This window comes from Psychrobacter sp. H27 (genome assembly GCF_059072655.1).
Map to the genome: position 1 here is coordinate 1,506,290 of NZ_JCACRX010000001.1, position 23,668 is coordinate 1,529,957.

The window sequence follows — 23,668 nt, forward strand, 5'->3', positions numbered from 1 at the left end:
AGATACAGGAGATATTTTTTAATAAAAAACTGCCTATCAGAAGCTAACAGGCAGTTATTGAAACCAAAGATAAAGACAGCGTACTATATGATAACTGGACTACCAGCCAAGCGCTGTCTGTTGCATCTTAATCAATTCAGCGATGCCTTTTTCTGCCATTGATAGCATAGCGTCTGCTTGTGCACGAGTGAACGGCTTTTCTTCAGCAGTTCCTTGCAGCTCAATAAACTCGCCTTTTTGAGTCATAACCACGTTCAAATCAGTGTCACAACTAGAGTCTTCTTCGTAGTTCAAATCCAGATAAGCTTCGCCGTCTTTCATACCGACAGAAACCGCAGCGACCAATCCGATGAGTGGATCTGCTTTAAGTTTTTTGCTCTTTTGGATGGTTTCTAACGCATCAATCAGTGCAATTGCCGCACCAGTGATACTGGCTGTACGAGTACCACCATCTGCCTGTAATACATCACAATCAAGATAAATGGTGTTTTCACCGAGCTTACTTAGATCAATCATGGCACGTAAGCTACGACCTATCAAACGCTGAATCTCTTGGGTACGACCTGATTGCTTACCACGGGCCGCTTCACGCTGATTACGGGTGTTGGTCGCACGTGGCAGCATGCCGTATTCAGCCGTAATCCAGCCTTTGCCTTTACCTTTGAGCCAGCGCGGCACGCCAGATTCGACACTAGCCGTACAGAGTACTTTGGTATCGCCAAAACTGACCAGTACGGACCCTTCAGCATGCTTAGTATAGTGGCGCTCAAAGCTGATAGAGCGAAGTTGGTCAAGTTCACGATTGTCAATACGCATAAAAATTCCTAGTACGATGTTGTAAAAGCAGTGTCATAAAAGCGCACTGTCGATGGCTAATGAACCAATTAATAGGTGCTTGTCTGACTAAAATCTTAAGATATCCTAACGTGGTAGCAGCGCAATAGCAAGATTCACACCAGCTATCGCGCCATTCATTAGGGGATAATCGACGTTGAGAGCTATTCTAAGCCTTCCATCTTACGCAATTCTTTACGTAGGATTTTGCCAACGTTCGACTTTGGTAATTCATCAACGAACTGTATGTGACGTGGACGCTTGTAACCAGTCAGCTGTTTTTTGCCGTAATCGAGCAGCTCTTTTTCGGTGACCTCACCTTTTTTGACCACGAACAGCTTTGGCTCTTCGCCGCGTTCATCATTTGGCACACCGATAGCACCGCACTCGACCACAGCTGGGTGCTCGCTCATGGCTTCTTCGATCTCATTTGGATAGACATTAAAGCCAGATACCAAAATCATGTCTTTTTTGCGATCGACGATTTTGATAAAACCTTTTTCGTCCATGATACCGATGTCACCTGTCTTTAAGTAGCCATTAGCAGTGAATGATTCGGCCGTCTCTTGCGGACGGTTCTGATAGCCAATCATGACCTGTGGACCTTTGACACAGATCTCACCGCGATCCCCCATAGCCACTACATTTTCTTCTTCATCGATTAGCACAACATCAGTACTAGGCGCAGGGATACCGATCTTTCCCGTAAACTCTGCAATAGTCATCGGATTGAAAGCGACGACTGGTGAGGTCTCAGACAAACCATAGCCTTCAACAATCGGCAGACCAGTGATTTTGTGCCACTCTTTGGCGACGCTCGGCAATACAGACATACCTCCGCCGATAGAGGCTTTTAGATTAGAAAAATCTAAGCCAGCAAAACTCTCTTTATGTACTAAGCCATTGAACAGTGTATTTACGGCTGGGATAAAAGACGGTTTGTATTTCCCCATCTCTTTGATAAGACCATCAAGATCGCGCGGGTTAGGAATGAGCAGACCAGCATAACCTTGGTACATGCTGCATATGCCGCACACCATAAAGGAGAATACATGGTATAGCGGTAGCGCCGTCAAGATCACATCTCTGCCATCCACATCATCATCAAATGCGCTATTCATCAATGCGCTGACCTGTAGCATATTGGCGACTAGGTTGCCATGTGACAACATCGCACCTTTAGCCACACCTGTCGTACCACCAGTATACTGTAGCAACGCCACATCATCTAAGTTCAACTCAGGACGCTCATACTTACTGGCAGATACCGCGCCTAATGCGTGCTTAAAACTTACGCTATTTGGAATGCTATAAGGAGGAATCATTTTTTTGATATGGCGAGCCACAAGATTGACCACGGTCCCTTTTACTGTGCCCAGCATGTCACCAACTTTACAGACGACGACATGCTCAACTTGACCTTTGTCTTCTGCGTCTTGGTAGGTTTTTGCAAAATTTTCAACGATAAACAATGCTTTGGCACCGCTGTCATGCAACTGATGCGACAGCTCGCGACTGGTGTACAGCGGGTTTACATTGACCAGTATCATACCGGCGCGAATAACGCCCAAAGCCACGACTGGATACTGCAAGATATTGGGCATCATGACCCCAACTTTATCGCCCTTGACCAGACCTAACGACTGCAAATAACTGGCAATCTGGCGGCTATATAGATCTAACTGCTTAAAACTAATAGACGCGCCCATGCAGATATAGGCTGTTTTTTGCCCATAACGGCTAAAGTTACGCTCGAATACATCAAGTAAAGAGGTGTTGTCCTCTGGCATATCGATGGTCGCATCGATGCTATAGCGCTCATACGCGCTCAGCCACGGACTGTCACTGGCGATGGTAGGCATAGTAGGAAATGCATTATCCTGATAAGTATATTCAGATGTATTGCCTGTGCCATTGGTCTCAGCGTTGTTGCCTGTCGTCTCTTTATTGATGTTATCCGTCATAATTTTCCCTAAATGTTACCGTTGAAGACATAGAATATTCTATATAAAAACACCATTTTTTATATTTGGTTTATGATAATACGCTCGTAAATAAACAGCAGTTAGCCTCAAGCTATTTACCGTTCACAAGCGGTATCATGCGTAAGCTTTGTAGACCGAAAAACATCACTTAGCGCATAATAAATGATATTAAGCCTCGGTAGGGCAAAGTCATAATGATCATAGTCGTTTTGCAAATCATACTAAGTAAAATTAATACTCTGTTGTAAATAAATACAAAAATATATCGGTGGGCACTATAGCAGTTTTGCCACAAATTCTCTATCTATACCACTTGAGCGGGAATGTTCACAAAGATTACGAATACAAAAAATGATAAGGCAGCATAGAGCAACCTTATCATTTTGATTATAACGGCATTGATCATTCTAGTATTTTATAAGTAAACGTTATTAATGACTGTACTCATAAAATAGTTGTCTGACACTGAGGATTGGTAGCCTAGCCGTTGTTTTTCTCTTCGAGCGCACGTAGGTCTTTACGTAGGATTTTACCGACGTTAGATTTTGGTAGCTCATCGATAAACTCAACATGGCGAGGACGTTTGTAGCCAGTTAGGTTTTCTTTACCGTAAGCGATGACTTCATCCGCTGTTAGGCTATCGTCACTACGTACCACATAAATCTTTGGCACCTCACCACTCTTCTCATCATCAATACCGATAACACCACACTCCAAAATTTTTGGATGTATCGACATTGCATCTTCTACTTCGTTTGGATAGACGTTAAAGCCAGACACCAAAATCATGTCTTTTTTGCGATCGACAATCTTAAAGTAGCCTTCCTCATCCATAACCCCAATATCACCAGTACGGAAGAAACCATCCGAGGTCATAACCTCAGCAGTCGCATCTTCGCGTTTCCAGTAGCCTTTCATTACCTGAGGACCACGGATACTAATCTCACCGCGCTCACCTAGAGCAACTTCATTGCCTTCTTCATCCAAGATTGCCATATCAGTGGCAGGCATCGGCAGACCGATGTTGCCTGAAAACTCGCCTGTACCATGTGGGTTTGCTGACGCCACTGGCGAAGTCTCTGACAGACCATAACCCTGAACGATGACGTTACCCGTTACTTGTTCCCACTTGGTCGCAGTGTCTTTTAGTACTGCCATACCGCCGCCCATAGACATCTCAAGCTTACTATGGTTTAACGACTGAAACTCTTCGTTGTTAGCAAGCGCGGTAAACAATGTATTTACTGCTGGGAAAAACGCTGGCGGATAATCTTTGTATGCTTTGATCAAGCTTGGTAGATCACGCGGGTTTGGTACGAGTAGACCAATACAACCACGATATAAGCCATACATACCACAAACGGTAAACGAGAAAATATGATATAGCGGTAGAGCAGTCATAATAACCGGCTGCTCGTTACCCTTCTCAAACTTCTCAAAAGCATCACCTAGATACGTATCGCTCTGAATCAGGTTGGCCACCAAGTTACCATGCGTTAGCATCGCGCCTTTGGCGACACCAGTAGTACCACCAGTATACTGCAGTACAGCGACATCATCGAGACCGATGTTATTGGGACGCTTATAGTTTGCAGCAGAAAAGCGGTTCATTGCTTTTTTGAACTTAACACTGCCTTTGATATGATAGTCAGGTACCATTTTTTTGACATGACGTACAACAGCATTAACAATAAATCCTTTGAGCGGACTCATCATATCGCCCATTGAAGCCACAACAACATGGTCAACTAAATCCTGACCGATGTCTTCATAAGTTTTGGCAAAGTTCTCAAGTAAGATCAGAGCTTTGGTATCTGAATCTGTTAACTGATGCGACAGCTCTTTAGTCGTGTAGAGTGGATTGACGTTGACCAACGTCATACCAGCACGCAGCACGCCCAGTACAGCAACAGGCAGCTGTAAAATGTTGGGCATCATCACCGCAACTTTATCGCCTTTTTGCAATCCTAGTGACTGTAGATAGGCGGCGACTTGTTTACTATAGAGATCCAACTCTTCGTAAGACAGCTTTACATCCATACAGACAAATGCTGTCTTTCCAGCATAGTTGATGAAGTTTTGCTCAATGATATCGATGAGAGACGTATTGGCTGGTGGCATATCGATATCATACTGAATGCCTAGCTTTTCATACGTTTTTACCCATACTTTGTCGTCACGACGAGTCATGTTACCTTGATTTTCCATAATCTTTTCTCTCCTAGTAATAAACATTACCGTCCACTCATGCAAATCGCAATATGATACCTATGCGAAAAATCAGAGCACAAGCTTGCCATCATAATGGTCAGCGAGACTAAGATATAATCATACGATGATAAGCGGACAATATAGTGGTAAGTAGCCCTTTGTTCATTAACATACACACTTTGTACAGACTACTCAATATAAAAGATTGCTACACGAGTTCTCAAACTGGCTTGACTGCTACTATTGACATAAATATCAATCATTTACATAGTTAGCAACCAATCCTACCCTACAAATTGAGCATGGTGTGTTTTTTACTTTTAGTAATACTTTTGGCATGGTACAGGCCTGTTATCGGGTACTCTCAAGCGCACCGGCCAGCTCAGTCAATGTCAAAAAGTTGCGACGAATACCATCTTTGTCGCTACTTGCTCTAGCGTCGATGGTGTTCTGCACGAGCTTGGCAGTATCATCATATTGCCAATTGTTTATATAATCGCTCTGGTTTAAACGCTGACCAAACCCTGCCACGGCTATCGCAAATTGGGTATCCATACTGGCTTTGGTAAGTACCTGAGCAGCGTTCACAATCGGCTGGTTAATCAGTTTTGAGCGGCTGCCTGTAGGATCCTTATAACGTATCTTTAGATAACCAAGCTCATTGGTTCTTTTACCTTTGTTGATACTGGCATTCATCTCTTTATCATTACTCGTCCCATAACGCCTATCACTATATAAGCCTTTTTGTCCTGTTGGTGTCACTTCAAAAAGCGCAATGACCGCTTTGCCAGCGCCCAGCTCACCTGCATCGACTTTGTCATTGTTAAAGTCTTGCTCATCAAGCACACGATTTTCGTAACCGATCAAGCGCCACTCACTTACCACATTAGGGTTGAACTCTACTTGTACTTTGACGTCTTTGGCAACGGTATTGAATGTCGCTGCTAGCTCATCACCAAAGACCTTTTTAGCTTCTGTTAAGCTATCGATATAGCTATAATTGCCATTGCCGTTATCTGCCATTTGCTCCATCATATAGTCGTTTAGATTACCGCGACCAAAGCCGACAGTAGATAACGAGATGCCACGGTCACGATTGGCTTTGACCACATCTAGCATGTCATCGACATCACTAATACCAACATTAAAATCGCCATCGGTCAGCATGATAATACGGTTGATACCAATCTTTTTCATTGCTTGTTCAGCTTGTCTATAAGCCAGCTTTAGAGCGTCTTCGCCGTTGGTTGACCCTGCCGCATTCAAGCTATCAATTGCAGCAAGTATTTTTGCTTTTTGGTCACCCGTAGTCGCAGACAATGCCACATTAGTACTGCCTGAATACGTCACAATACTAATGCTGTCTTGAGCACGCATCTGCTCTGTCAGCAGCTTGAGCGAGGATTGCGCTAGTGGCAATTTGTCACGCGATGACATAGAGCCTGAGACATCGACTAAGAATACGAGGTTGGCAGGTGGCATAGACTGCGTGTCAGTCTTATAAGACCCATTTTTTTCAACGGCTTTGATACCGATCTTGACTATTCTATTGTTCTGGTCGGCGCTATCCCATGGCGACTCAACAACTTCAGTTGCCACAACAAATGGCGCGTTGCCGATGCGCTTAGCATCATCAAATTGATAATTGAAATAGTTAATCAACTCCTCTACCCGTACAGCATCAACTGGAGGAAGCTGACCTTCGTTTAGGTAGCGGCGCACGTTGGCATAGCTGCCTGTATCTGTATCAATAGACAGTGTCGATACTGCCATATCGGTCGTACGGTGCACAGGGTTGGCGGTGTTTTCTTGATAGTTGTCTCTTGTTTTTGGCTGTATTGCTATACTAGGCAAAGGACGAATACCCAACTGAGGCGCAGCACGTATCATCATCTGTGAGGCATTGGTTACACTCATCTTGTTTGGCGCAATCATCATAGACTCTGATACCACGACTGTGTCCTGACCGACGGAGCTACTGGTCACAGTTGACACGGAGCTGTCTCTCTGCGATGAGCTGCAGGCTACAAGTCCTAAACTGGCGATAGTGGCAATAGTGACTGTTAAGAATGTGCTTTTAGGTAAGTTCTTAGGTGAGCTTTTGACTATATGCCTGGTCGTGTTTTTCGCAGCGTTACGTATTGGTATTGATGATAAATGGTCAGATGACATAGCAGATTTTCCTTATTGTAAATAGGTCAATGGCGACGTGTCCTTGTCGATAGTATAAACTTGCCAGCTAATAAATTTTTATAGCCAATATAATGAGATATTTATTAATAACTTAAAAAAATATTAGATTTACTATACTCAACTTAACGGGCGAAAGCTACGTGTCAAAACACTATACTGGAAGTCTATAAAGGTAAGTCATAAGCACGTCACGAGCTGTCGTATATTCTGACATACGCCTTTTTAATTGGCTCAATATCCTTTACGATAGCACTATCTTAATTTTAAGTGGATGTTGCGCCGAACCCAGTAGACACTGCGACGCCTATTCACGCTATGCATCACTATATAAACCATACTAATTAAAAATCTATAAGCGAAATCTATTTTATGTCTGATGTTATTGATAATACGATTGCTCCACCCATTGCTAATGAACCGATGGATACTCGCTCAGTTGCAGAATTCACTGAGCAGGCGTATCTCAACTACGCCATGTACGTCATCATGGATCGGGCACTACCCAATATCGCCGACGGTCTAAAACCTGTTCAGCGCCGCATCGTCTACGCTATGAGCGAGCTTGGCCTAAAGTCCTCTGCTAAAGCAAAAAAATCAGCACGTACTGTCGGTGATGTACTGGGTAAGTACCATCCGCATGGGGATAGCGCTTGTTATGAGGCCATGGTACTGATGGCACAGCCGTTCAGCTATCGCTATCCGCTCATCACAGGTCAAGGCAACTGGGGTAGCCCAGATGATCCTAAATCCTTTGCGGCTATGCGTTATACCGAAGCAAAAATGTCAGCTTATGCCAATACCTTGCTTGCAGAACTCGGTCAAGGCACGGTCGACTGGCAAGATAACTTTGACGGCACCATGCAAGAGCCAACTACCCTACCCGCTCGCTTGCCTAATATACTATTGAACGGTACGACAGGTATTGCAGTCGGTATGGCAACGGATATCCCGCCACATAATCTCAATGAAGTGGTGCGCGCAGCGATTCGTTTATTGAAAAATCCTGAGCTGTCCGTCAAGCAGATTACGCAATCGATACCAGCACCTGATCTGCCAACCCCAGCTGAGATCATCACTAGCAAAAAAGACTTGCAGGCGATGTACGAGACTGGTCGTGGCAGCTATAAAATGCGTGCCACGTTCCATATCGATAGCAAAGAAAAGAATCTCGTCATCATTGATGCGCTGCCCTACCAAGTCTCAGGCAACAAAATCCAAGAGCAAATAGCTAAGCTTATGACGGACAAAAAACTGCCTTGGATCACCGATATTCATGATGAGTCGGATCACGAGAATGCTTGCCGTATCGTATTGGAACTACGCTCGACGCGGGTCGATGTCGAGCGTGTCATGAGTCACTTGTTTGCCAGTACAGACCTAGAGAGCAATTACCGCGTCAATATGAATATGATTGGCCTCAATGGTAAACCGCAGGTCAAAAACCTAAAAGAAGTGTTAGAAGAATGGCTCATCTGTCGCCGTTCAGTAGTCACTCGCCGTTTGCAGTATCGTCTTGATAAAATCGATAAGCGCTTGCACATTCTGGCAGGTTTGCTGATTGCATATCTTAATATCGACGAAGTCATTCGCATCATTCGTGAAGAAGACGATCCAAAAGCGACACTGATGCAGGACTATGACTTAACTGATATTCAAGCCAATGCAATCTTGGATATTCGTCTGCGTCAATTAGCAAAGCTAGAGGAAATTGAGCTGCGCCGCGAGCAAGATGAATTGGCTGCCGAGCGTGCCACTATTCAAGAGTACTTGGATAATCCAGACAGTCTGACCAATCTGATGATTGATGAGCTGACTGCCGATATGAAAGAGCATGGCAACGAGCGCGTATCACCATTAGCAGAACGTGAAGAAGCACAAGCCTTAAAAGAGTCTGACCTGGTGCCGAGTGAGCCTATTACTGCCATCTTATCAAAAGCAGGCTGGATTCGTGCTGCCAAAGGTCATGACGTAGACGCCGCTGGTATGAGCTATCGTTCAGGTGACAGCTATCAAGCCCATGTGCGCGGTAAATCTAATGAAAAAATCTACGTACTTGACAGTACTGGACGCAGCTACAGTGTCGATGCGCACAACCTCGCCTCAGCGCGCGGTCAAGGTGATCCACTAACCAGTGTATTGAAGCCGCCAGCAGGTGCCAGCTTTGAGCAGCTATTGACGGGTGCTGACGATCAACGCATCATTCTTGCCAGCTCGCAGGGCTATGGTTTTATCAACACTCTTGGTAATTTAGACAGCAATCAAAAGGCAGGTAAAAATGTCATTAATCTAGCTGCTGATAGCCGTCTGCTGTCTGTTGCTCGTATCGATGCACCAGTAAAAATGGCGGATAGTACTGATGACGAGACCACCAAGCTAGATATAAGTCCTGATCATGTCGCTGTGGTAACCAATGCCGGATATTTACTGATATTTGCCCTCGATGATTTGCCTGAACAGGCTCGCGGTAAAGGAAATAAGCTGATCAAGTTAAAAGATGGCGAAGAGGTACTCGCCATCACGCCACTGAGTCAACAAAATAGCCTTGTCATCACCGCTGGTAAACGCCATGTGACACTAAAGCCGAATGATTTGGCTAACTATACAGGTAGTCGCGGCAACCGGGGTGGACAGCTGCCAAGAGGATTTCAGAATGTGACGAGCGTTGAGGTTGGGTAGTTTTAGTCTCTCAAGTTTAACCAAGCCCAGTTACCACACATTAAAAAGCCGCCTATATGATATAGGCGGCTTTTTTGTACTATTAAAGGTTTGCACTATCACGAACAAGAATTTGTATAACTAGAGAAAAGTAGCTAACCATATTGAATGTCAAAGCTATGAGCTACTGACACTAGAAGCTATTAAAACTAAAGTGGCAAAATACCATTTTAACGAACACATACACTCAGTTTAAATTTCACTAAGCTGCTTATCTGTAAAAAGCGCATCCATAAAGCTTATGATGCGATCCTTTGACATAAGATAGGGATTGAAATCAGTTCCTGCCGAAAAATGTTTGAGGGTATGCACTTCGTATTCAGGACCTGACGTTAAATATCTAATCAAAAAACCATCCCATTTACGTACTTCCACTTCTTTAATTTCTACTACATGAATTGATAAATGCGGACGTTCTGTGATGATTCTGGTTATCAGCTCGTTGACATCAAGTCTTGAACCTTCAATATTTTGAATAATATAGTTATCATTGATGGCAAGTGCTGAAGTTATACCGCTTTGCTCGTTGTTTCGTCTTGCTATCTCAAACGTACGAGCCATTTTGACACCATTGTCTTTTTCGCGGTTTTTACCAATATACGTCAAGCTGGTGAGAATGTGAGCACCATTTTTATTTCTCTCGTCTGAAATCATTCCCTTCTCTCTTCTGAATTAGAATTCAATAAATCTGTGCATAAGATATCTAATTAAAAAATCCATTTAACTTAAGATACTATTTAAGAATCACCCTAATCAATAGCCTCTTAGTTTTTTTGTTATATGACTGTTAATTGATAACCTTAAGTTATTAATTATCGAAAATCCAGCTTGTATTTTTATTCAATTTTAGCTTATTAAACTCTAAGAACAGCACTTACAATACCCTTCTTTAGGAGATCTGTAGCGAGAATAACTTATCAACTCTCCTTCCCAACCCTCTTTTGATCGTTAGGTGGTTATGTCATCATAAAGTTTTTTGGTCTGCAAAAATCTCGTGCAAGAAGCTCTCAATCTGGCTACTTCTCATGAGATAAGGGTTATAGTCAGAGCCTGCTGAGAAGCTTTTTAAGGCATACAACTCATCCTCATTACTTGACGTTAAATGTTTGATCAAAAAACCGTCCCATTGACGTGATTCTATTTCCTCTATGTTGATAATATTAGGAAAGATGGTTGAATGCTCATCGAATATCTTGTGTAAGGCAGTGCTGATGGCAGGCCTTGTTCCTTGAAAACTTTGGACAAAATAGCCTTCACTAATAACCAACGCTGAAACGATACCGTTTTCTTCAAAATACCTCCTCCAATACTCAAGTGCACGAGTCAACTCGATACCTGAGTCTAGATCGACATTTCTGGCGATGTATGTCATGTTGATAAGGATATGTTCGCCATTTCTTTTTTTGTTTTCTGGAACATGGCTTATAATAGAAGACATAAAATACCTCATTTATAAAAATGATAATCTAAATTAAGATACATTTTGAAGTTAAATACAATCAATAAAAACTTTTAGCTTTTGATGATTTTGAAATTATAGCTTAAACATTTTAACACGATACCATACCAATATTCGTCATAGTAAAATAACACTACAACTCTTGGCATTACTAGGGCGATAGCATTATTCTAATCAGTTAAAAGTTTAATCCATATTTCTTTATAACACTAATTCAATCCCAAAATAGCACTAGCTGGGTTTTTCTTGTTGAGTTGATGACGTTTTAGTATCTGTTTACTAATTTTAATCAATTTTTCCACCATTTACTGTCATATATTTAACACATACAGCTAGATTGCATTGATTAAAAACCCGCTTATAAACGCTGTATAAAAAACTCTTTGTATTTAATTTTAGATTATCTATATATCAATAGCGACCCATCTCAACGGTTGTCTCAGCGAGTACCGTATCACCTTGCCATGCCTGCACATCCACCGTATAGAGGTGGTTTTTGCCACCTGAGCAAGGTGGTTTGTAGGCACCGCGAATATCGCCCTTACGGCTACGATACTCTGCTATCATCTCAATACCGACTGGCACTTCATAAGTATGCCCGAACACACGTGGTACTTTGGCATTCATTGCGCCTTCTGGTAGCGCAAACTCTACGATACCATGTCCACCACTTTGCATACGCTTATTGCTGACGTCGTTATAAACGAACACCAAGCTCTCTGCACCTGTTGGAATATTTGAGACAGTCATACTGGGTGTGGCTGGACTTTTGCCATCGTAGTTCAAACATTGCTGCCCTTCAGGTATTGTTTTACCATTCCAAATAGCATCGTCAAATGTAACATCCATCGCAAAGACATGCGTAGATAAGGCTAACGTTGTACAAACCATAAGCGTTTTTGTGGTGAGTGACTTTATAGTAGAAATATTAATAATAGTAGAAACGTTCATATTTATTCCTTTAAATAGCTGATGCGTTAGCGACGTACCATGATTAGTATATTGCTAACTGTTGGCGGTGGTTTGGTACTAACCTACTAGTTAAACTGCCCTATTAGTAAAACTACGCTATTCAGTGACCGATATCGTTGGGGGTTTTGTTACATTTTTGGACAAACGTCAGTCAACCTTAACACGATAGCATCGAGCACTTGATTGTCAGATGACTTTACAACATCACAGGTTACGCTATGAGTATTTATCTCTTTAGCGCTGTTGTAGTAGTATTTAAATCATGAGTATCTAAACGACCAAAAATAATAGGATCATCATGTTTATCGAAGATAAAATTGCCAAAGAAAATATAACCACTAAGACCCCAGCGCCCAAAATCATATTTTTTGATATTGATGATACTTTGAGTCGTGGCGGTATCATTGCTGCACACAATAAAACCACCCTTGAACAGCTAGCAGACACTGATATTAAATTGGTGATTTCGACTGGTCGCTCCAAAGCTATACTGCCCGAAGATATTCTGGGTCTGCTTGATGTCGGCGTATTGGACGCTATTATTTGTATGAATGGACAATATAGCTTCGATAAAAACGGCCGAATCAGCCACTATCCATTGACGGATGGGCAAGCGGAAAAAATCGTGCGTCTTTGTGAGCAGAGCCAGCTCATTCATAAGTTTGACTCCGCCACTCATATCGCATGGTCGGGTGAAAACGATCGATTACGTCAGTTCAATGCGATAACGCCCAATTCTATCGTTGACCCTGAGTACTATCAATCAAACACCATCTATCAGTGTTCTGTATTTTTTAATAACCAGCAAGAAAAGATGCAGAATATTGACTTTGCACAGTACGACCTAAAGCTGGTTCACTGGCATCAAATTGGCGCAGATATCTTACCCGCGGATGCCTCTAAAGCCCGCGGAATAAAAGATGTATGTGCATATTATGGCGTAGAGGCAAGCGACTGCATGGCGTTTGGTGATGGGTTTAATGACCTTGAGATGTTTGATTTGGTTGGATTCGCCGTGGCGATGGGCGATGCACAACCTGATCTGATAGAGCGTGCTGATTTCGTCACGGGGACAATCGAAGAGTATGGTATACAAGCAATATTAGAGCCATTTTATGCGGTGCCCGTAGCTAAATAAACCGTAGCCAAATACAAGCATCGCGCTTATTGATTTGGCTACTTTGACTCGCATTAATCATACAATCTAAGGCATAGTCAGACCGCCATCAACAGCAATTGATTGTCCAGTAATAGCCATACTCAAATCAGATGCCATAAGTAATACGGAGTTGGCAAAGTCAGCTACCGAAGTTGCTTGACGCAGCGGCGTGGTGATCGCGATATAATCGAACACGTCTTCAGTCGTCAAGCTACTCGCATCGGTTGTCTTTAATAACCCGCCTGCCAGTAAGTTCACACGAATACCATATTGCCCAAGCTCGCTTGCTAAATTACGCGTCAAGCCAATCAGTGCAGATTTTGCCGTAGTATAGTCGTAATAAGTGACGACAGGGTTGTAGACAAGGTTGGTTGAGATATTGATAATTTTACCCATCTGCTGTGTTTTCATCTGTGGCAATACGGCTTGTGTTGTATTGACTGCGCCTTTGACAATACCATCCATCTGCTGCGAGAAATGCGACCACTTGACGGTTTCAATACTGGTGTATTCAGCACTTGGGTCAAACTTGTAATACGGTAAGGCATTGTTGACCAATATATCGATATGACCATAACGGCTGACGACCTCAGCAGCCATTGCTTGTACTTGCTCAAGCTCAGTAACATCTGCCTGATAAGCAAAGGCCTGTCCGCCCGCCCCTACGATATCAGCAACTACCGTATTGGCGGCGTCTACGCTGCTTAGATAGTTGACACAGACAATGGCGCCTGCTGCTGCCATTTGCTGGGCAATCTGTGCACCAAGCCCGCGACTAGCGCCAGTGACAATTGCAACCTTATTGGTGAGTAGCGCTGGTATAACAGAGGTGTGTTCAGACATCGTATTGCATCCTTTACTATTGTGGTGTGTTCAATGTTCTATAGGTTCGGCTGTGAGACTATGCTGGTCTTTATACTGCTTCCTATACCCATTGTAGTATGGTTATATACTATCATCACTCAGCTTATCATTGGCAATGACCTAAAAAACCTGCTTAGCACGCGTTACCTCTACACTTAATGTATAAGTCTATTCGATGAGCAATATTCACTGTTTTTATTAGTATGACTCCGCACTGTCTTGGTAATTGCCCTTTAAATCGCATGGAATAATAACCATAATAGGGTTATTGGTGACGCTATTCATCTATCGTTTTGCTATTTTCATTTTCTTTTTACTTTGTATTGTCTTTATTTAGGAGAGCTATTTTGACTCATTTATCATCGTTTCACCCAGACAACCCAACCCCTATCGGACGTATCGTACCAAAGGCACTGCTAGCAGCAGCGATTGGTTTGGCACTGGCCAGTTGTAGCAGTTCTGATAACGCTGCAGATGGTAGCGCTGCGGCGAGCAATGAGACGCTCAACTTGTACAACTGGTCAGAGTATATGCCGCAAGAGATTTTGGATGGATTTGAAGAAGAGACTGGCATCTCGGTCAATTACACCACGTTTGACTCTAATGAAGCGATGTACGCCAAACTCAAACTGCTTGATGACTCTAGTCAATACGATCTGGCAATACCCTCAACGTATTATGTCGAAAAAATGGCGAAAGAAGGACTGTTGCAAGAGCTAGATAAGTCTAAATTAAGCAACTTTAAAAACCTCGATACGTCATTTACTAACACCAAAGTCGATCCTGAAAATAAGTACTCTATCCCTTATATGTGGGGTAGCACCGGTCTTGCGATAAATGGTGATAGTGTCGATCCTGCGACTGTAAATAGCTGGAATGACTTATGGGATCCTAAGTACAAAGGTCAGGTGATGCTGACCAACGATGTACGTGAAGTGTTTGGTATGGCTTTGCTGACGCTTGGCTACTCGGGTAACAGTAGCAACCCTGACGAGATCGAAGCGGCTTATGATAAGCTGACTGACTTGATGCCAAATGTCAAGACCTTTAACTCTGATGCAACACGTATGCCCTATATTGAGGGTGAAACGTCGCTTGGTATGACTTGGAATGGCGAGGCTGTCATGGCAAATGACGAGGGTCTGACCAGCTTGGTTTATAAATACCCAAGTGAAGGCGCGATATTGTGGATGGATAACTTTGTTATTCCAAAAAACGCCAAACAAGTTGATGCAGCACACAAATTTATCGATTATCTGCTGCGTCCTGAAAACGCTAAGATCGTTAGTGAAGAGATCGGTTATGCCTCACCAAACATGGCTGCGCGTGAGCTGATGGACGACAGTGTTCAGAACAACCCGACAATTTATCCTTCTAAAGAAGTCCTTGCACAAGCTGAGTTCCAAGAAGATGTAGGCGACGAAGCGTTGCAGGTATATCAGCAGTACTGGGATAAACTAAAAACTGGTCGTTAATAGCCATAGCTTAGTAACGATTTAGAGTTTTAGAAATAAAGTAAATCTTTAAGAGCAAAACGCTGATCCTAAATGGTCAGCGTTTTTTTGTGCGTTATAAGTGCAAATCTGTCTCACCGCCCTGCTCTTTCATCCGGCGCTGCTCACGGCGCTGATAACCCAAACCTGACGCTGCAAACCAGTGAGGCTTACAGGTCTGTAGCAAATCACTCAACTGCTGCAGCTGCGTCTGCAAAGTCTGCGTCAACCAAAAATATCCCTGCCATTCAAACGCCAAGTGCTGCACGCTTGGGTACTCCGATACAGCAATGCGAGTAATAGGACGAAACACTTCGTCGCTCGGGCTACGTAGCACCGCTGCGATATGCTGCATAGCTTGCGTCAACTCATGCTGATAATGTATCAATAGCACATGGTTTTCTTCATCTATCTCGATATTCGCCAAGCGCGGTGCAGCACTCAACAATAAATCAATCGTACCAATGATATTACGATGCGTGCGCTGAATCGTCTCTAGCGTCTCTTTTTCAATCCCTGACTCACTTGCTGTTGCGGCGATATGAGGGCGTACGGCTAGCAGGCGTTTATTGATTTGCTGCAACGCGTTGACTAGTGCTCGATCGACAGGCACCTCCTCTACAGGAAAAGCTACTGGGTTTACCTTTTGGACAGAATCATCCACTACCCCATCTGCTGCATCAATATGATGACCTACGCCCGCGTAGAGACTGCTACAGGCGTCGAGATTGCTGCTCAGCAAGAACCGCCACATCAAAGTCGATTTCAGTGGCAAAATAAGCGTAACCGCAACGGCAACACCTGTACCCAACAAAATATTTAGAGCACGGTAAATACCATCTTGACCAATACTGTTATTGCCCAAGTCAGAGACAATCATCAGCATGGTAATACCCGTCAGCAGTCCTGTATATCCAAGCTTTCTGACAGCTAGATAGCCAATGATACCGCTTAGTAGACCGATGAGCGCATAGTCTACCCATAGCCATGCGCCTGCATTTTGATTGAACCATAGTACGCCAAGGGCAGCAGCAATACCGAATAGCGTACCTAATATGCGCTCTTTTGCCTTAGTATAGATCGCACCTTGATACTGCAACAAACCAAGAATGATAAAAACCGTAATGGTCGTCCACTCTCCATGTGGCAAACCAGTGAGTTTGTTGACCAAAAAAGCCAGTATTACGGCCGCACCCAAACGAATAGCGTGCAAAACATCTGCATGCTGATATCGAACATAAGGTTCAGTAAATGGAGCAGTAATACGCTGGTAAAGGGTTGGTTTCACGCAAGGCTACTCTTTTTAGTTGATAAGCGAGATAGATGACTATTAAAACAGATCATACAGCACATAGATTGCTCACAAACATGCTAGCAGTTGAACCTCCATTTACAAAGCATTAATCAAAAAAAACGCCTTTTGCCTATTAAAGACAAAAAACGTTCAATTATGAACCAAAGCCATAAGTGGCTAAGCTTAGGTAAATATAACTACACTTCCAAAAAGTCTAGGATACCTTCCGCTGCCTGACGACCTTCCCAAATCGCCGTGACGACCAAATCAGAACCGCGAACCATATCGCCCCCAGCAAAGATCTTTGGATTTTTGGTTTGGAACTTGTAAGGCTGCTCTTCAAGAGCCAGTACAAGACCATTGAGATCCATTTCAACCTCATAACCTTCAAACCAATCAGCAGGACTGGGTCTAAAGCCGAATGCCATAATGACCGCATCACATGGGATAATCTCTTCAGAGTTAGGAATGGGCTCAGGACGCCTACGACCGCGGTTATCTGGCTCACCTAAGTGAGTCGTCACGACCTTAACCCCATTAACCTTACCATTTAAGCCAATGATTTCGGTAGGCTGACGGTTGAATAAAAACTCAACGCCTTCTTCACGTGCATTGACTACTTCGCGGCGTGAGCCAGGCATATTTTCTTCATCACGGCGATAGGCACAGACCACTTGTTCAGCACCTTGGCGAATACTGGTACGGTTACAGTCCATCGCTGTATCGCCGCCGCCTAGTACCACCACTCTTTTGCCCTTGAAGTCGATATACTCTTCGGCATCTTTTTCCCAGTCATTGCAACGGTTTACATTGGCAATCAAGTAATCTAGCGCATCATAAACGCCTGTCAGCTCTTCACCTGCAAAGCCGCCGCGCATATACGTGTATGTTCCCATACCCATAAAGACCGCGTCATACTCAGCCAATAGCTCGTCAATAGTGACGTCAGTGCCGATCTCAGTCTCTAAGCGGAACTCCATACCCATGTCTTCAAAGATCACACGGCGATTGCGCATGACGTCTTTTTCCATTTTAAACTCAGGAATACCAAAAGTCAGCAAACCACCAATCTCAGGACGCTTATCAAAGACGACAGGTTTGACGCCATTTCTGACCAAAATATCTGCACAGCCAAGACCCGCTGGTCCTGCACCAATGACCGCGACTTTTTTGTCTGTCCAAACGACTTCAGACATATCTGGACGCCAGCCCAATGCAAACGCAGTATCGTTAATGTATTTTTCTACATTGCCGATAGTCACGGCACCAAAGCCATCATTCAGCGTACAAGCGCCCTCACACAAACGATCTTGAGGGCAAACACGACCACAAACTTCAGGCAACGTATTGGTACGGTGGCAGAGTTCAGCTGCTTGAAAGATCTGTCCTTCGGTGGCCAGTTTTAGCCAGTTAGGGATATAGTTATGGACTGGACATTTCCACTCACAGTAAGGGTTACCACATTCAAGGCAACGATGCGACTGCTGTGCAACGGCTTCGTTTTCGAACGGTTTATAAATTTCGACAAACTCTGTTGAACGTGTGGCAATGTCTTTTTTGGTGGGATCAAAACGAGGTACATCTAAAAACTGAAAATTATTTTCTAAGCGTTTTGCCATGGTGCTATCTCTTTTATCTAAGGTTCTTTTATAGTGAGCGGCGACCATCAGCAATGTCTCATTTATCTGCTACCCTATTTGGGTTAACACTGAGACTTATGATGTACTGTGGTCGCTTACCTGCTAAAAACCTGTGAGTTAAACGTCTCTAAAAACGGAACGCTGGCTAACCTAATCAAAACTATCGATACTCTATGCCTACCAAGTAGCGATCATAAAGTCATAAATAGCAAATGATCGTTACTGAGTAAGCATTACAGATCGACTACTGAGGATCTGCCATAGTGGTTTTGAGGAGGCTTGCGATATTTGCCGCTTTTGGCTTCACCAAATAGAACTTACGAACGTAATGTTCAAAGTCATCTAGTATGGTCTGGCCCCATGCGCTACCTGTTTTTTCTACGTGAGTCTCAATCACTTGTTGCAAGTGAATACGATGCTCTTCGGTTTGCTCGCTTGAGATACGGTTGAGATCGATCAGCTCATGGTTACAGCGATCAAAGAAATCTCCTTCCATATCGAGTACATAAGCAAAACCACCGGTCATACCAGCACCAAAGTTGAGGCCAGTACGTCCAAGGATAGTCACGATACCGCCTGTCATGTATTCACAGCAATGATCACCTGTGCCTTCGATGACAGCATGCGTACCTGAGTTACGTACCCCAAAACGCTCACCTGCTGTACCAGCAGCATATAGCTTACCGCCTGTTGCCCCGTATAGGCAGGTATTACCAATGATGGCGGTTTCTTGTGCTGTAAAGTTCGAATTTTTTGGCGGGTAAATAACAATCTCACCGCCTGCCATACCTTTACCGACATAGTCATTGGCATCGCCTTCAAGCTCAATATTCAGACCGCCCGCATTCCATACACCCAAGCTCTGACCTGCTGTACCAGTAAGACGAAGCTTGATCGGCATATCACTCATGCCAAGGTTGCCCCATACTTGTGCAATCTCACCAGAGATACGAGCACCGATAGAGCGGTCACAGTTACCAACGAAATAGTTGTAATCACCGCCTGAACCTTGGCGAATATTCACAATCATATCGCTAATCATCTGTTCAGCAAGTAACCCTTTATCAAATGGCTCGTTACGCTCCACTTGACACGTCTGGGCTTTGCCCACACTAGCTGGATGACTAAATAGCAATGGGGTCAAATCAAGATGGCGCTGCTTTTCAGTATTGCCTTCTAAAATATCGAGCAAGTCAGTACGACCGACCAGCTCTTCCATACTACGAACCCCTAGCGCTGCTAACCATTCGCGTGTTTCGGTCGCCACAAACTTAAAGAAGTTAATCAGCATTTCTGCTTCGCCAATGAAATGCTCATCACGCAGTTTGGCTTTTTGGGTAGCTACGCCTGTTGGGCAGTTGTTCAAATGACAGATACGTAGGTATTTACAACCAACCGCAATCATCGGCGTGGTACCAAAACCAAAGCTTTCTGCACCAAGAATAGCGGCCTTGACGACATCCAGTCCTGTTTTTAAGCCACCATCAGTCTGAACACGTACCTTATCACGTAATCCATTCACTCGTAGAGACTGATGAGTCTCAGCCAGACCCAGCTCCCATGGTGAGCCTGCATGGTGGATAGACGATAGCGGAGACGCTGCTGTACCACCATCATAACCTGAGATAGTAATCAGATCGGCATAGGCTTTTGCAACGCCCGTTGCGATTGTTCCCACACCTGGACGCGACACCAATTTAACTGATACTAATGCGTCTGGATTGACTTGTTTTAAATCAAAAATCAACTGCGCCAAGTCTTCGATAGAGTAAATATCGTGATGCGGCGGCGGTGAGATCAGTGTCACTCCTGGCACCGAATAACGTAAACGTGCAATCAGCGCGTTTACTTTACCACCAGGCAGCTGTCCACCTTCACCTGGCTTAGCGCCTTGAGCAACTTTAATCTGCATCACCTCAGCTGAGCGTAGATAGGCAGGCGTCACGCCAAAACGACCAGAGGCAACTTGCTTGATTTTTGAGTTGCGCAGCGTACCGTAACGCGCAGGATCTTCGCCGCCTTCACCAGAGTTTGAGCGCCCACCGATGGTATTCATAGCCATCGCGATTGACTCGTGCGCTTCAGGAGATAGCGCGCCTAACGACATACCAGCTGAATCAAAACGGGTTAAAATCTCAGAGATATCCTCTACATCATTGACATCAATACTGTTGTCAGTTTTGAGTTGCAACAAATCACGTAACGTCGCAACCGGACGGCTATTGACCAGATTGGCATAATTCTGATAGTTCTCATAATCACCTGTACGTACTGCTGTATGTAGGCTGTTGATCACATCAGGGTTAAAAGCATGGTACTCTTTGTTAAAGACAAACTTGAGCAAGCCACCCTGATCTAGTGGTGCACGGCGCTTAAATGCATTGGCAGCCAGTTGCGCTTGGTCAGCAGCAAGATCTGCAAAGGTAGCGCCTTTGATACGGCTTTGTACGCCTTTAAAGCATAGATTTACCACTTCTTCTGATAGACCAACTGCTTCAAACAGCTGTGCCCCGCGATAAGAGACAATGGTAGAGATACCCATTTTCGAAAGGATTTTTAGTAAGCCTTTATCCAGGCCTTTACGGAAATTGACGCGTGCTTGGATCGGATCACCAAGCAGCTCACCAGTAGCAACCAAGTCATCAATGACATCATATGCTAGGTATGGATACACACAGGTTGCACCAAAGCCAATCAATACTGCTATTTGATGCGAGTCACGAGCAAGACCTGTCTCAATCACTAAGTTGGCATCGGTACGAATACCCTGAGCGATAAGGTAATGGTGTACGGCGCCAGTAACCATAATAGCGTTGGCCGGTACTTTGTCTGCATCGATATCTCTATCAGATAAGACAATCAACGTATGACCTGAGCGGATGTTATCTGCCACTTCCTCACAAATAGCGACGATAGCATCAGATAGCTCCAGAGTACGGTCATAGTTTAGATCAATACGGGCCATCTTAAACGCTGGATCATCCAGTTTTTCAAGCTGCTGCATCTTGCTGGCTGACAAAACTGGTGACGACAAGATAATACGGTGCGCGTCTCTCGCTGATGGTGCAAATACGTTAGTCTCAGCACCTAAGCATGTCTGCAATGACATCACAATAGATTCACGGAGTGGATCGATTGGTGGGTTGGTTACCTGAGCAAACTGCTGACGGAAAAAATCACCGACATGGCGAATTTGCTGTGACAACACTGCCATTGGCGTGTCATCACCCATCGAGCCAACTGGTTCCTGACCGTTTTCGGCATTGGGGCGAATGATTTCTGTACGCTCTTCATTGGTGATGTGGTACATCTTCTGTAAGGCTTTTAACTTGTCACCGCGGCACGATTGCGTGGCCAAAGTTTCTTCTAAGCGCTCATCATCACGAACACGCGTCGCCTCTTCACGTAACCACCTACGGTACGGATGTGCGTTTTTCAGTAAGTTTGCAATGGCTGTGGTATCCATCACTTGACCTGTTAGCGTATCGATTACTAGCATCTGACCAGGCCCAACACGGCCTTTTGCCAATACGTCCGTTGGCTCATAATCCCAAACGCCAACCTCTGAGGCAACAGTGATATAGCCATTTTTGGTAGTTACCCAACGTGACGGACGTAGACCGTTTCTATCAAGCATACAAACGGCATAACGACCATCTTGAATCACGAGTCCTGCTGGACCATCCCACGCTTCCATATGCTGCGAGTAAAACTCATAAAACGCGCGTAAGTCCATGTCCATACTATCGACATTCTGCCATGCAGGTGGCACCAAAATCGACATTGCATGGAACAGATTCATACCACCAGACATTAGCACTTCAAGCATATTGTCTAAGCTTGATGAGTCAGAGCCTGTACTATTTACAAGTGGTGTCAGCTCATTCAAGTTAGGCAGTTTATCTGATTTGAGTTTTGGCGTACGTGCTTTAGACCAGTTGCGGTTACCTGTGATGGTGTTCAATTCGCCATTATGGGCAAGGTAACGGAATGGCTGTGCCAATGGCCAGCGCGGCAATGTATTGGTGGAGAAACGCTGATGGAACACAACGATATGTGACGCCAGGCGCTCATCTTGTAAATCTAAAAAGAATGCTGGTAGATCTGAAGGCATCACCAGACCTTTATAGATAATTGTCTGGCAACTCAATGAACAGACATAAAACAGCTCGTCGTCAGCCAAGCGCTGCTCTGCTTTTTTGCGTGCGACAAACAGCTTACGATTAAAGTCATCCGCAGCCAAATCATCTGGCGCGTTGACGAATACTTGCTTAAAGTCTGGCAACGTTTCACGGCCAATATCACCGACGATGCTCAAATCAAGTGGCACATCGCGCCAGCCAGCTACTTCTAATCCTTGGGCTTTAATCTCATCGCTTAGCACTTGCTGGCTATGTTTGGCTTTATCATCGTCCAAATTGACGAACACCATACCAACAGCAAAATTATCTGTGATTGCAAATTGCTGCTCATGGGCAATCTGTTTAAAAAAGTCGGTAGGCGTTGCTAATAGCAGGCCACAACCATCACCAGTTCTACCATCAGCTGCTACGCCGCCGCGGTGTGTCATACAACTTAAACTATGAATGGCGGTTTTTACCAAGTCATGGCTGGCTTGACCTTCAATATGAGCAATCAGACCAAAACCGCAATTATCAGAAAAATCATCTGGCGTGGCCAGGTGTGTTTGCGAGGAAATCATCGACATAGCTTGTCCTTTTAAGTAGACGGGCAACTTACACCTCCAATGCGGAATATAAGCTGGTACCCGTAGGCAGAACGGGCTGATAATGGATATTCGGGTTTTCTCGAATTAGTAAATGGCGCGAGGCTCAATAGACATCATGCT

General features: G+C 44.2%; 14 protein-coding genes. 3 read left to right on the forward strand and 11 right to left on the reverse strand.

What is annotated here, in order from left to right; translation table 11 throughout:
• Nucleotides 1–99: 99 nt before the first annotated feature.
• The 4 genes from rph to AC5JPY_RS06070 all read right to left on the reverse strand — a co-directional run bounded on the left by rph (nucleotide 100) and on the right by AC5JPY_RS06070 (nucleotide 7,025).
• Nucleotides 100–816: a ribonuclease PH gene (gene rph / locus AC5JPY_RS06055; protein WP_194364566.1), complete on the reverse strand. Its 717-nt coding sequence runs from the start codon at nucleotides 814–816 to the stop codon at nucleotides 100–102.
• Nucleotides 817–998: 182 nt separating this feature from the next.
• A complete protein-coding gene (locus tag AC5JPY_RS06060; RefSeq protein WP_443525593.1) occupies nucleotides 999–2,798 on the reverse strand; it encodes an AMP-binding protein in 1,800 nt (599 codons plus the stop codon).
• 501 nt (nucleotides 2,799–3,299) lie between these two features.
• Nucleotides 3,300–5,027, reverse strand: a complete 1,728-nt coding sequence (locus AC5JPY_RS06065) for an AMP-binding protein (protein WP_443525592.1) — start codon at nucleotides 5,025–5,027, stop codon at nucleotides 3,300–3,302.
• A 354-nt stretch (nucleotides 5,028–5,381) separates the two neighbouring features.
• Nucleotides 5,382–7,025, reverse strand: coding sequence for a vWA domain-containing protein (locus AC5JPY_RS06070; protein WP_443525590.1), 1,644 nt, complete (start codon nucleotides 7,023–7,025; stop codon nucleotides 5,382–5,384).
• A gap of 567 nt (nucleotides 7,026–7,592) precedes the next feature.
• Here AC5JPY_RS06070 and parC point away from each other — a divergent pair.
• On the forward strand, nucleotides 7,593–9,899 hold the full coding sequence (gene parC, locus AC5JPY_RS06075; protein WP_443525588.1) for a DNA topoisomerase IV subunit A: 2,307 nt from the start codon (nucleotides 7,593–7,595) through the stop codon (nucleotides 9,897–9,899).
• A 231-nt stretch (nucleotides 9,900–10,130) separates the two neighbouring features.
• Here parC and AC5JPY_RS06080 read toward each other — a convergent pair whose 3' ends face one another.
• The 3 genes from AC5JPY_RS06080 to AC5JPY_RS06090 form a co-directional block, all read right to left on the reverse strand.
• Complete coding sequence (locus AC5JPY_RS06080) at nucleotides 10,131–10,592, reverse strand: BLUF domain-containing protein (protein WP_443525587.1); 462 nt, start codon at nucleotides 10,590–10,592, stop codon at nucleotides 10,131–10,133.
• Between the two features lie 310 nt (nucleotides 10,593–10,902).
• Nucleotides 10,903–11,376, reverse strand: a complete 474-nt coding sequence (locus tag AC5JPY_RS06085) for a BLUF domain-containing protein (protein WP_493844260.1) — start codon at nucleotides 11,374–11,376, stop codon at nucleotides 10,903–10,905.
• 432 nt (nucleotides 11,377–11,808) lie between these two features.
• The gene (locus AC5JPY_RS06090) at nucleotides 11,809–12,348 is read right to left on the reverse strand and encodes a hypothetical protein (protein ID WP_443525586.1); all 540 of its coding nucleotides are present in this window, start codon (nucleotides 12,346–12,348) and stop codon (nucleotides 11,809–11,811) included.
• A gap of 319 nt (nucleotides 12,349–12,667) precedes the next feature.
• Here AC5JPY_RS06090 and AC5JPY_RS06095 point away from each other — a divergent pair, with 319 nt between their 5' ends.
• Nucleotides 12,668–13,507 carry an HAD family hydrolase gene (locus tag AC5JPY_RS06095; RefSeq protein ID WP_443525584.1) on the forward strand — a complete coding sequence of 280 codons (840 nt, stop codon included), beginning with the start codon at nucleotides 12,668–12,670 and terminating at the stop codon, nucleotides 13,505–13,507.
• Nucleotides 13,508–13,573: 66 nt separating this feature from the next.
• On the opposite strand, the gene AC5JPY_RS06100 is transcribed toward AC5JPY_RS06095, so the two are convergent.
• On the reverse strand, nucleotides 13,574–14,371 hold the full coding sequence (locus AC5JPY_RS06100; RefSeq protein ID WP_443525583.1) for a 3-oxoacyl-ACP reductase: 798 nt from the start codon (nucleotides 14,369–14,371) through the stop codon (nucleotides 13,574–13,576).
• Between the two features lie 368 nt (nucleotides 14,372–14,739).
• On the opposite strand from AC5JPY_RS06100, the gene AC5JPY_RS06105 reads away from it, so the two are divergent.
• Nucleotides 14,740–15,867 (forward strand): ABC transporter substrate-binding protein, encoded by a 1,128-nt coding sequence (locus AC5JPY_RS06105; protein WP_443525582.1) that lies wholly within the window; start codon nucleotides 14,740–14,742, stop codon nucleotides 15,865–15,867.
• 94 nt (nucleotides 15,868–15,961) lie between these two features.
• On the opposite strand, the gene AC5JPY_RS06110 is transcribed toward AC5JPY_RS06105, so the two are convergent.
• The 3 genes from AC5JPY_RS06110 to gltB form a co-directional block, all read right to left on the reverse strand.
• Nucleotides 15,962–17,173: an FUSC family protein gene (locus AC5JPY_RS06110; protein ID WP_443525581.1), complete on the reverse strand. Its 1,212-nt coding sequence runs from the start codon at nucleotides 17,171–17,173 to the stop codon at nucleotides 15,962–15,964.
• A 203-nt stretch (nucleotides 17,174–17,376) separates the two neighbouring features.
• Nucleotides 17,377–18,798 (reverse strand): FAD-dependent oxidoreductase, encoded by a 1,422-nt coding sequence (locus AC5JPY_RS06115; RefSeq protein WP_319050978.1) that lies wholly within the window; start codon nucleotides 18,796–18,798, stop codon nucleotides 17,377–17,379.
• Between the two features lie 265 nt (nucleotides 18,799–19,063).
• Nucleotides 19,064–23,527, reverse strand: a complete 4,464-nt coding sequence (gene gltB / locus AC5JPY_RS06120) for a glutamate synthase large subunit (RefSeq protein ID WP_443525580.1) — start codon at nucleotides 23,525–23,527, stop codon at nucleotides 19,064–19,066.
• Between the last annotated feature and the right edge of the window lie 141 nt (nucleotides 23,528–23,668).

What these genes read in the sequence shown, in the direction of transcription:
- rph (WP_194364566.1), bottom strand. Translation starts at nt 816, where the DNA reads ATGCGTATTGACAATCGTGAACTTGACCAACTTCGCTCTATCAGCTTT.
- AC5JPY_RS06060 (WP_443525593.1), bottom strand. Translation starts at nt 2,798, where the DNA reads ATGACGGATAACATCAATAAAGAGACGACAGGCAACAACGCTGAGACC.
- AC5JPY_RS06065 (WP_443525592.1), bottom strand. Translation starts at nt 5,027, where the DNA reads ATGGAAAATCAAGGTAACATGACTCGTCGTGACGACAAAGTATGGGTA.
- parC (WP_443525588.1), top strand. Translation starts at nt 7,593, where the DNA reads ATGTCTGATGTTATTGATAATACGATTGCTCCACCCATTGCTAATGAA.
- AC5JPY_RS06080 (WP_443525587.1), bottom strand. Translation starts at nt 10,592, where the DNA reads ATGATTTCAGACGAGAGAAATAAAAATGGTGCTCACATTCTCACCAGC.
- AC5JPY_RS06085 (WP_493844260.1), bottom strand. Translation starts at nt 11,376, where the DNA reads ATGTCTTCTATTATAAGCCATGTTCCAGAAAACAAAAAAAGAAATGGC.
- AC5JPY_RS06090 (WP_443525586.1), bottom strand. Translation starts at nt 12,348, where the DNA reads ATGAACGTTTCTACTATTATTAATATTTCTACTATAAAGTCACTCACC.
- AC5JPY_RS06095 (WP_443525584.1), top strand. Translation starts at nt 12,668, where the DNA reads ATGTTTATCGAAGATAAAATTGCCAAAGAAAATATAACCACTAAGACC.
- AC5JPY_RS06100 (WP_443525583.1), bottom strand. Translation starts at nt 14,371, where the DNA reads ATGTCTGAACACACCTCTGTTATACCAGCGCTACTCACCAATAAGGTT.
- AC5JPY_RS06115 (WP_319050978.1), bottom strand. Translation starts at nt 18,798, where the DNA reads ATGGCAAAACGCTTAGAAAATAATTTTCAGTTTTTAGATGTACCTCGT.
- gltB (WP_443525580.1), bottom strand. Translation starts at nt 23,527, where the DNA reads ATGTCGATGATTTCCTCGCAAACACACCTGGCCACGCCAGATGATTTT.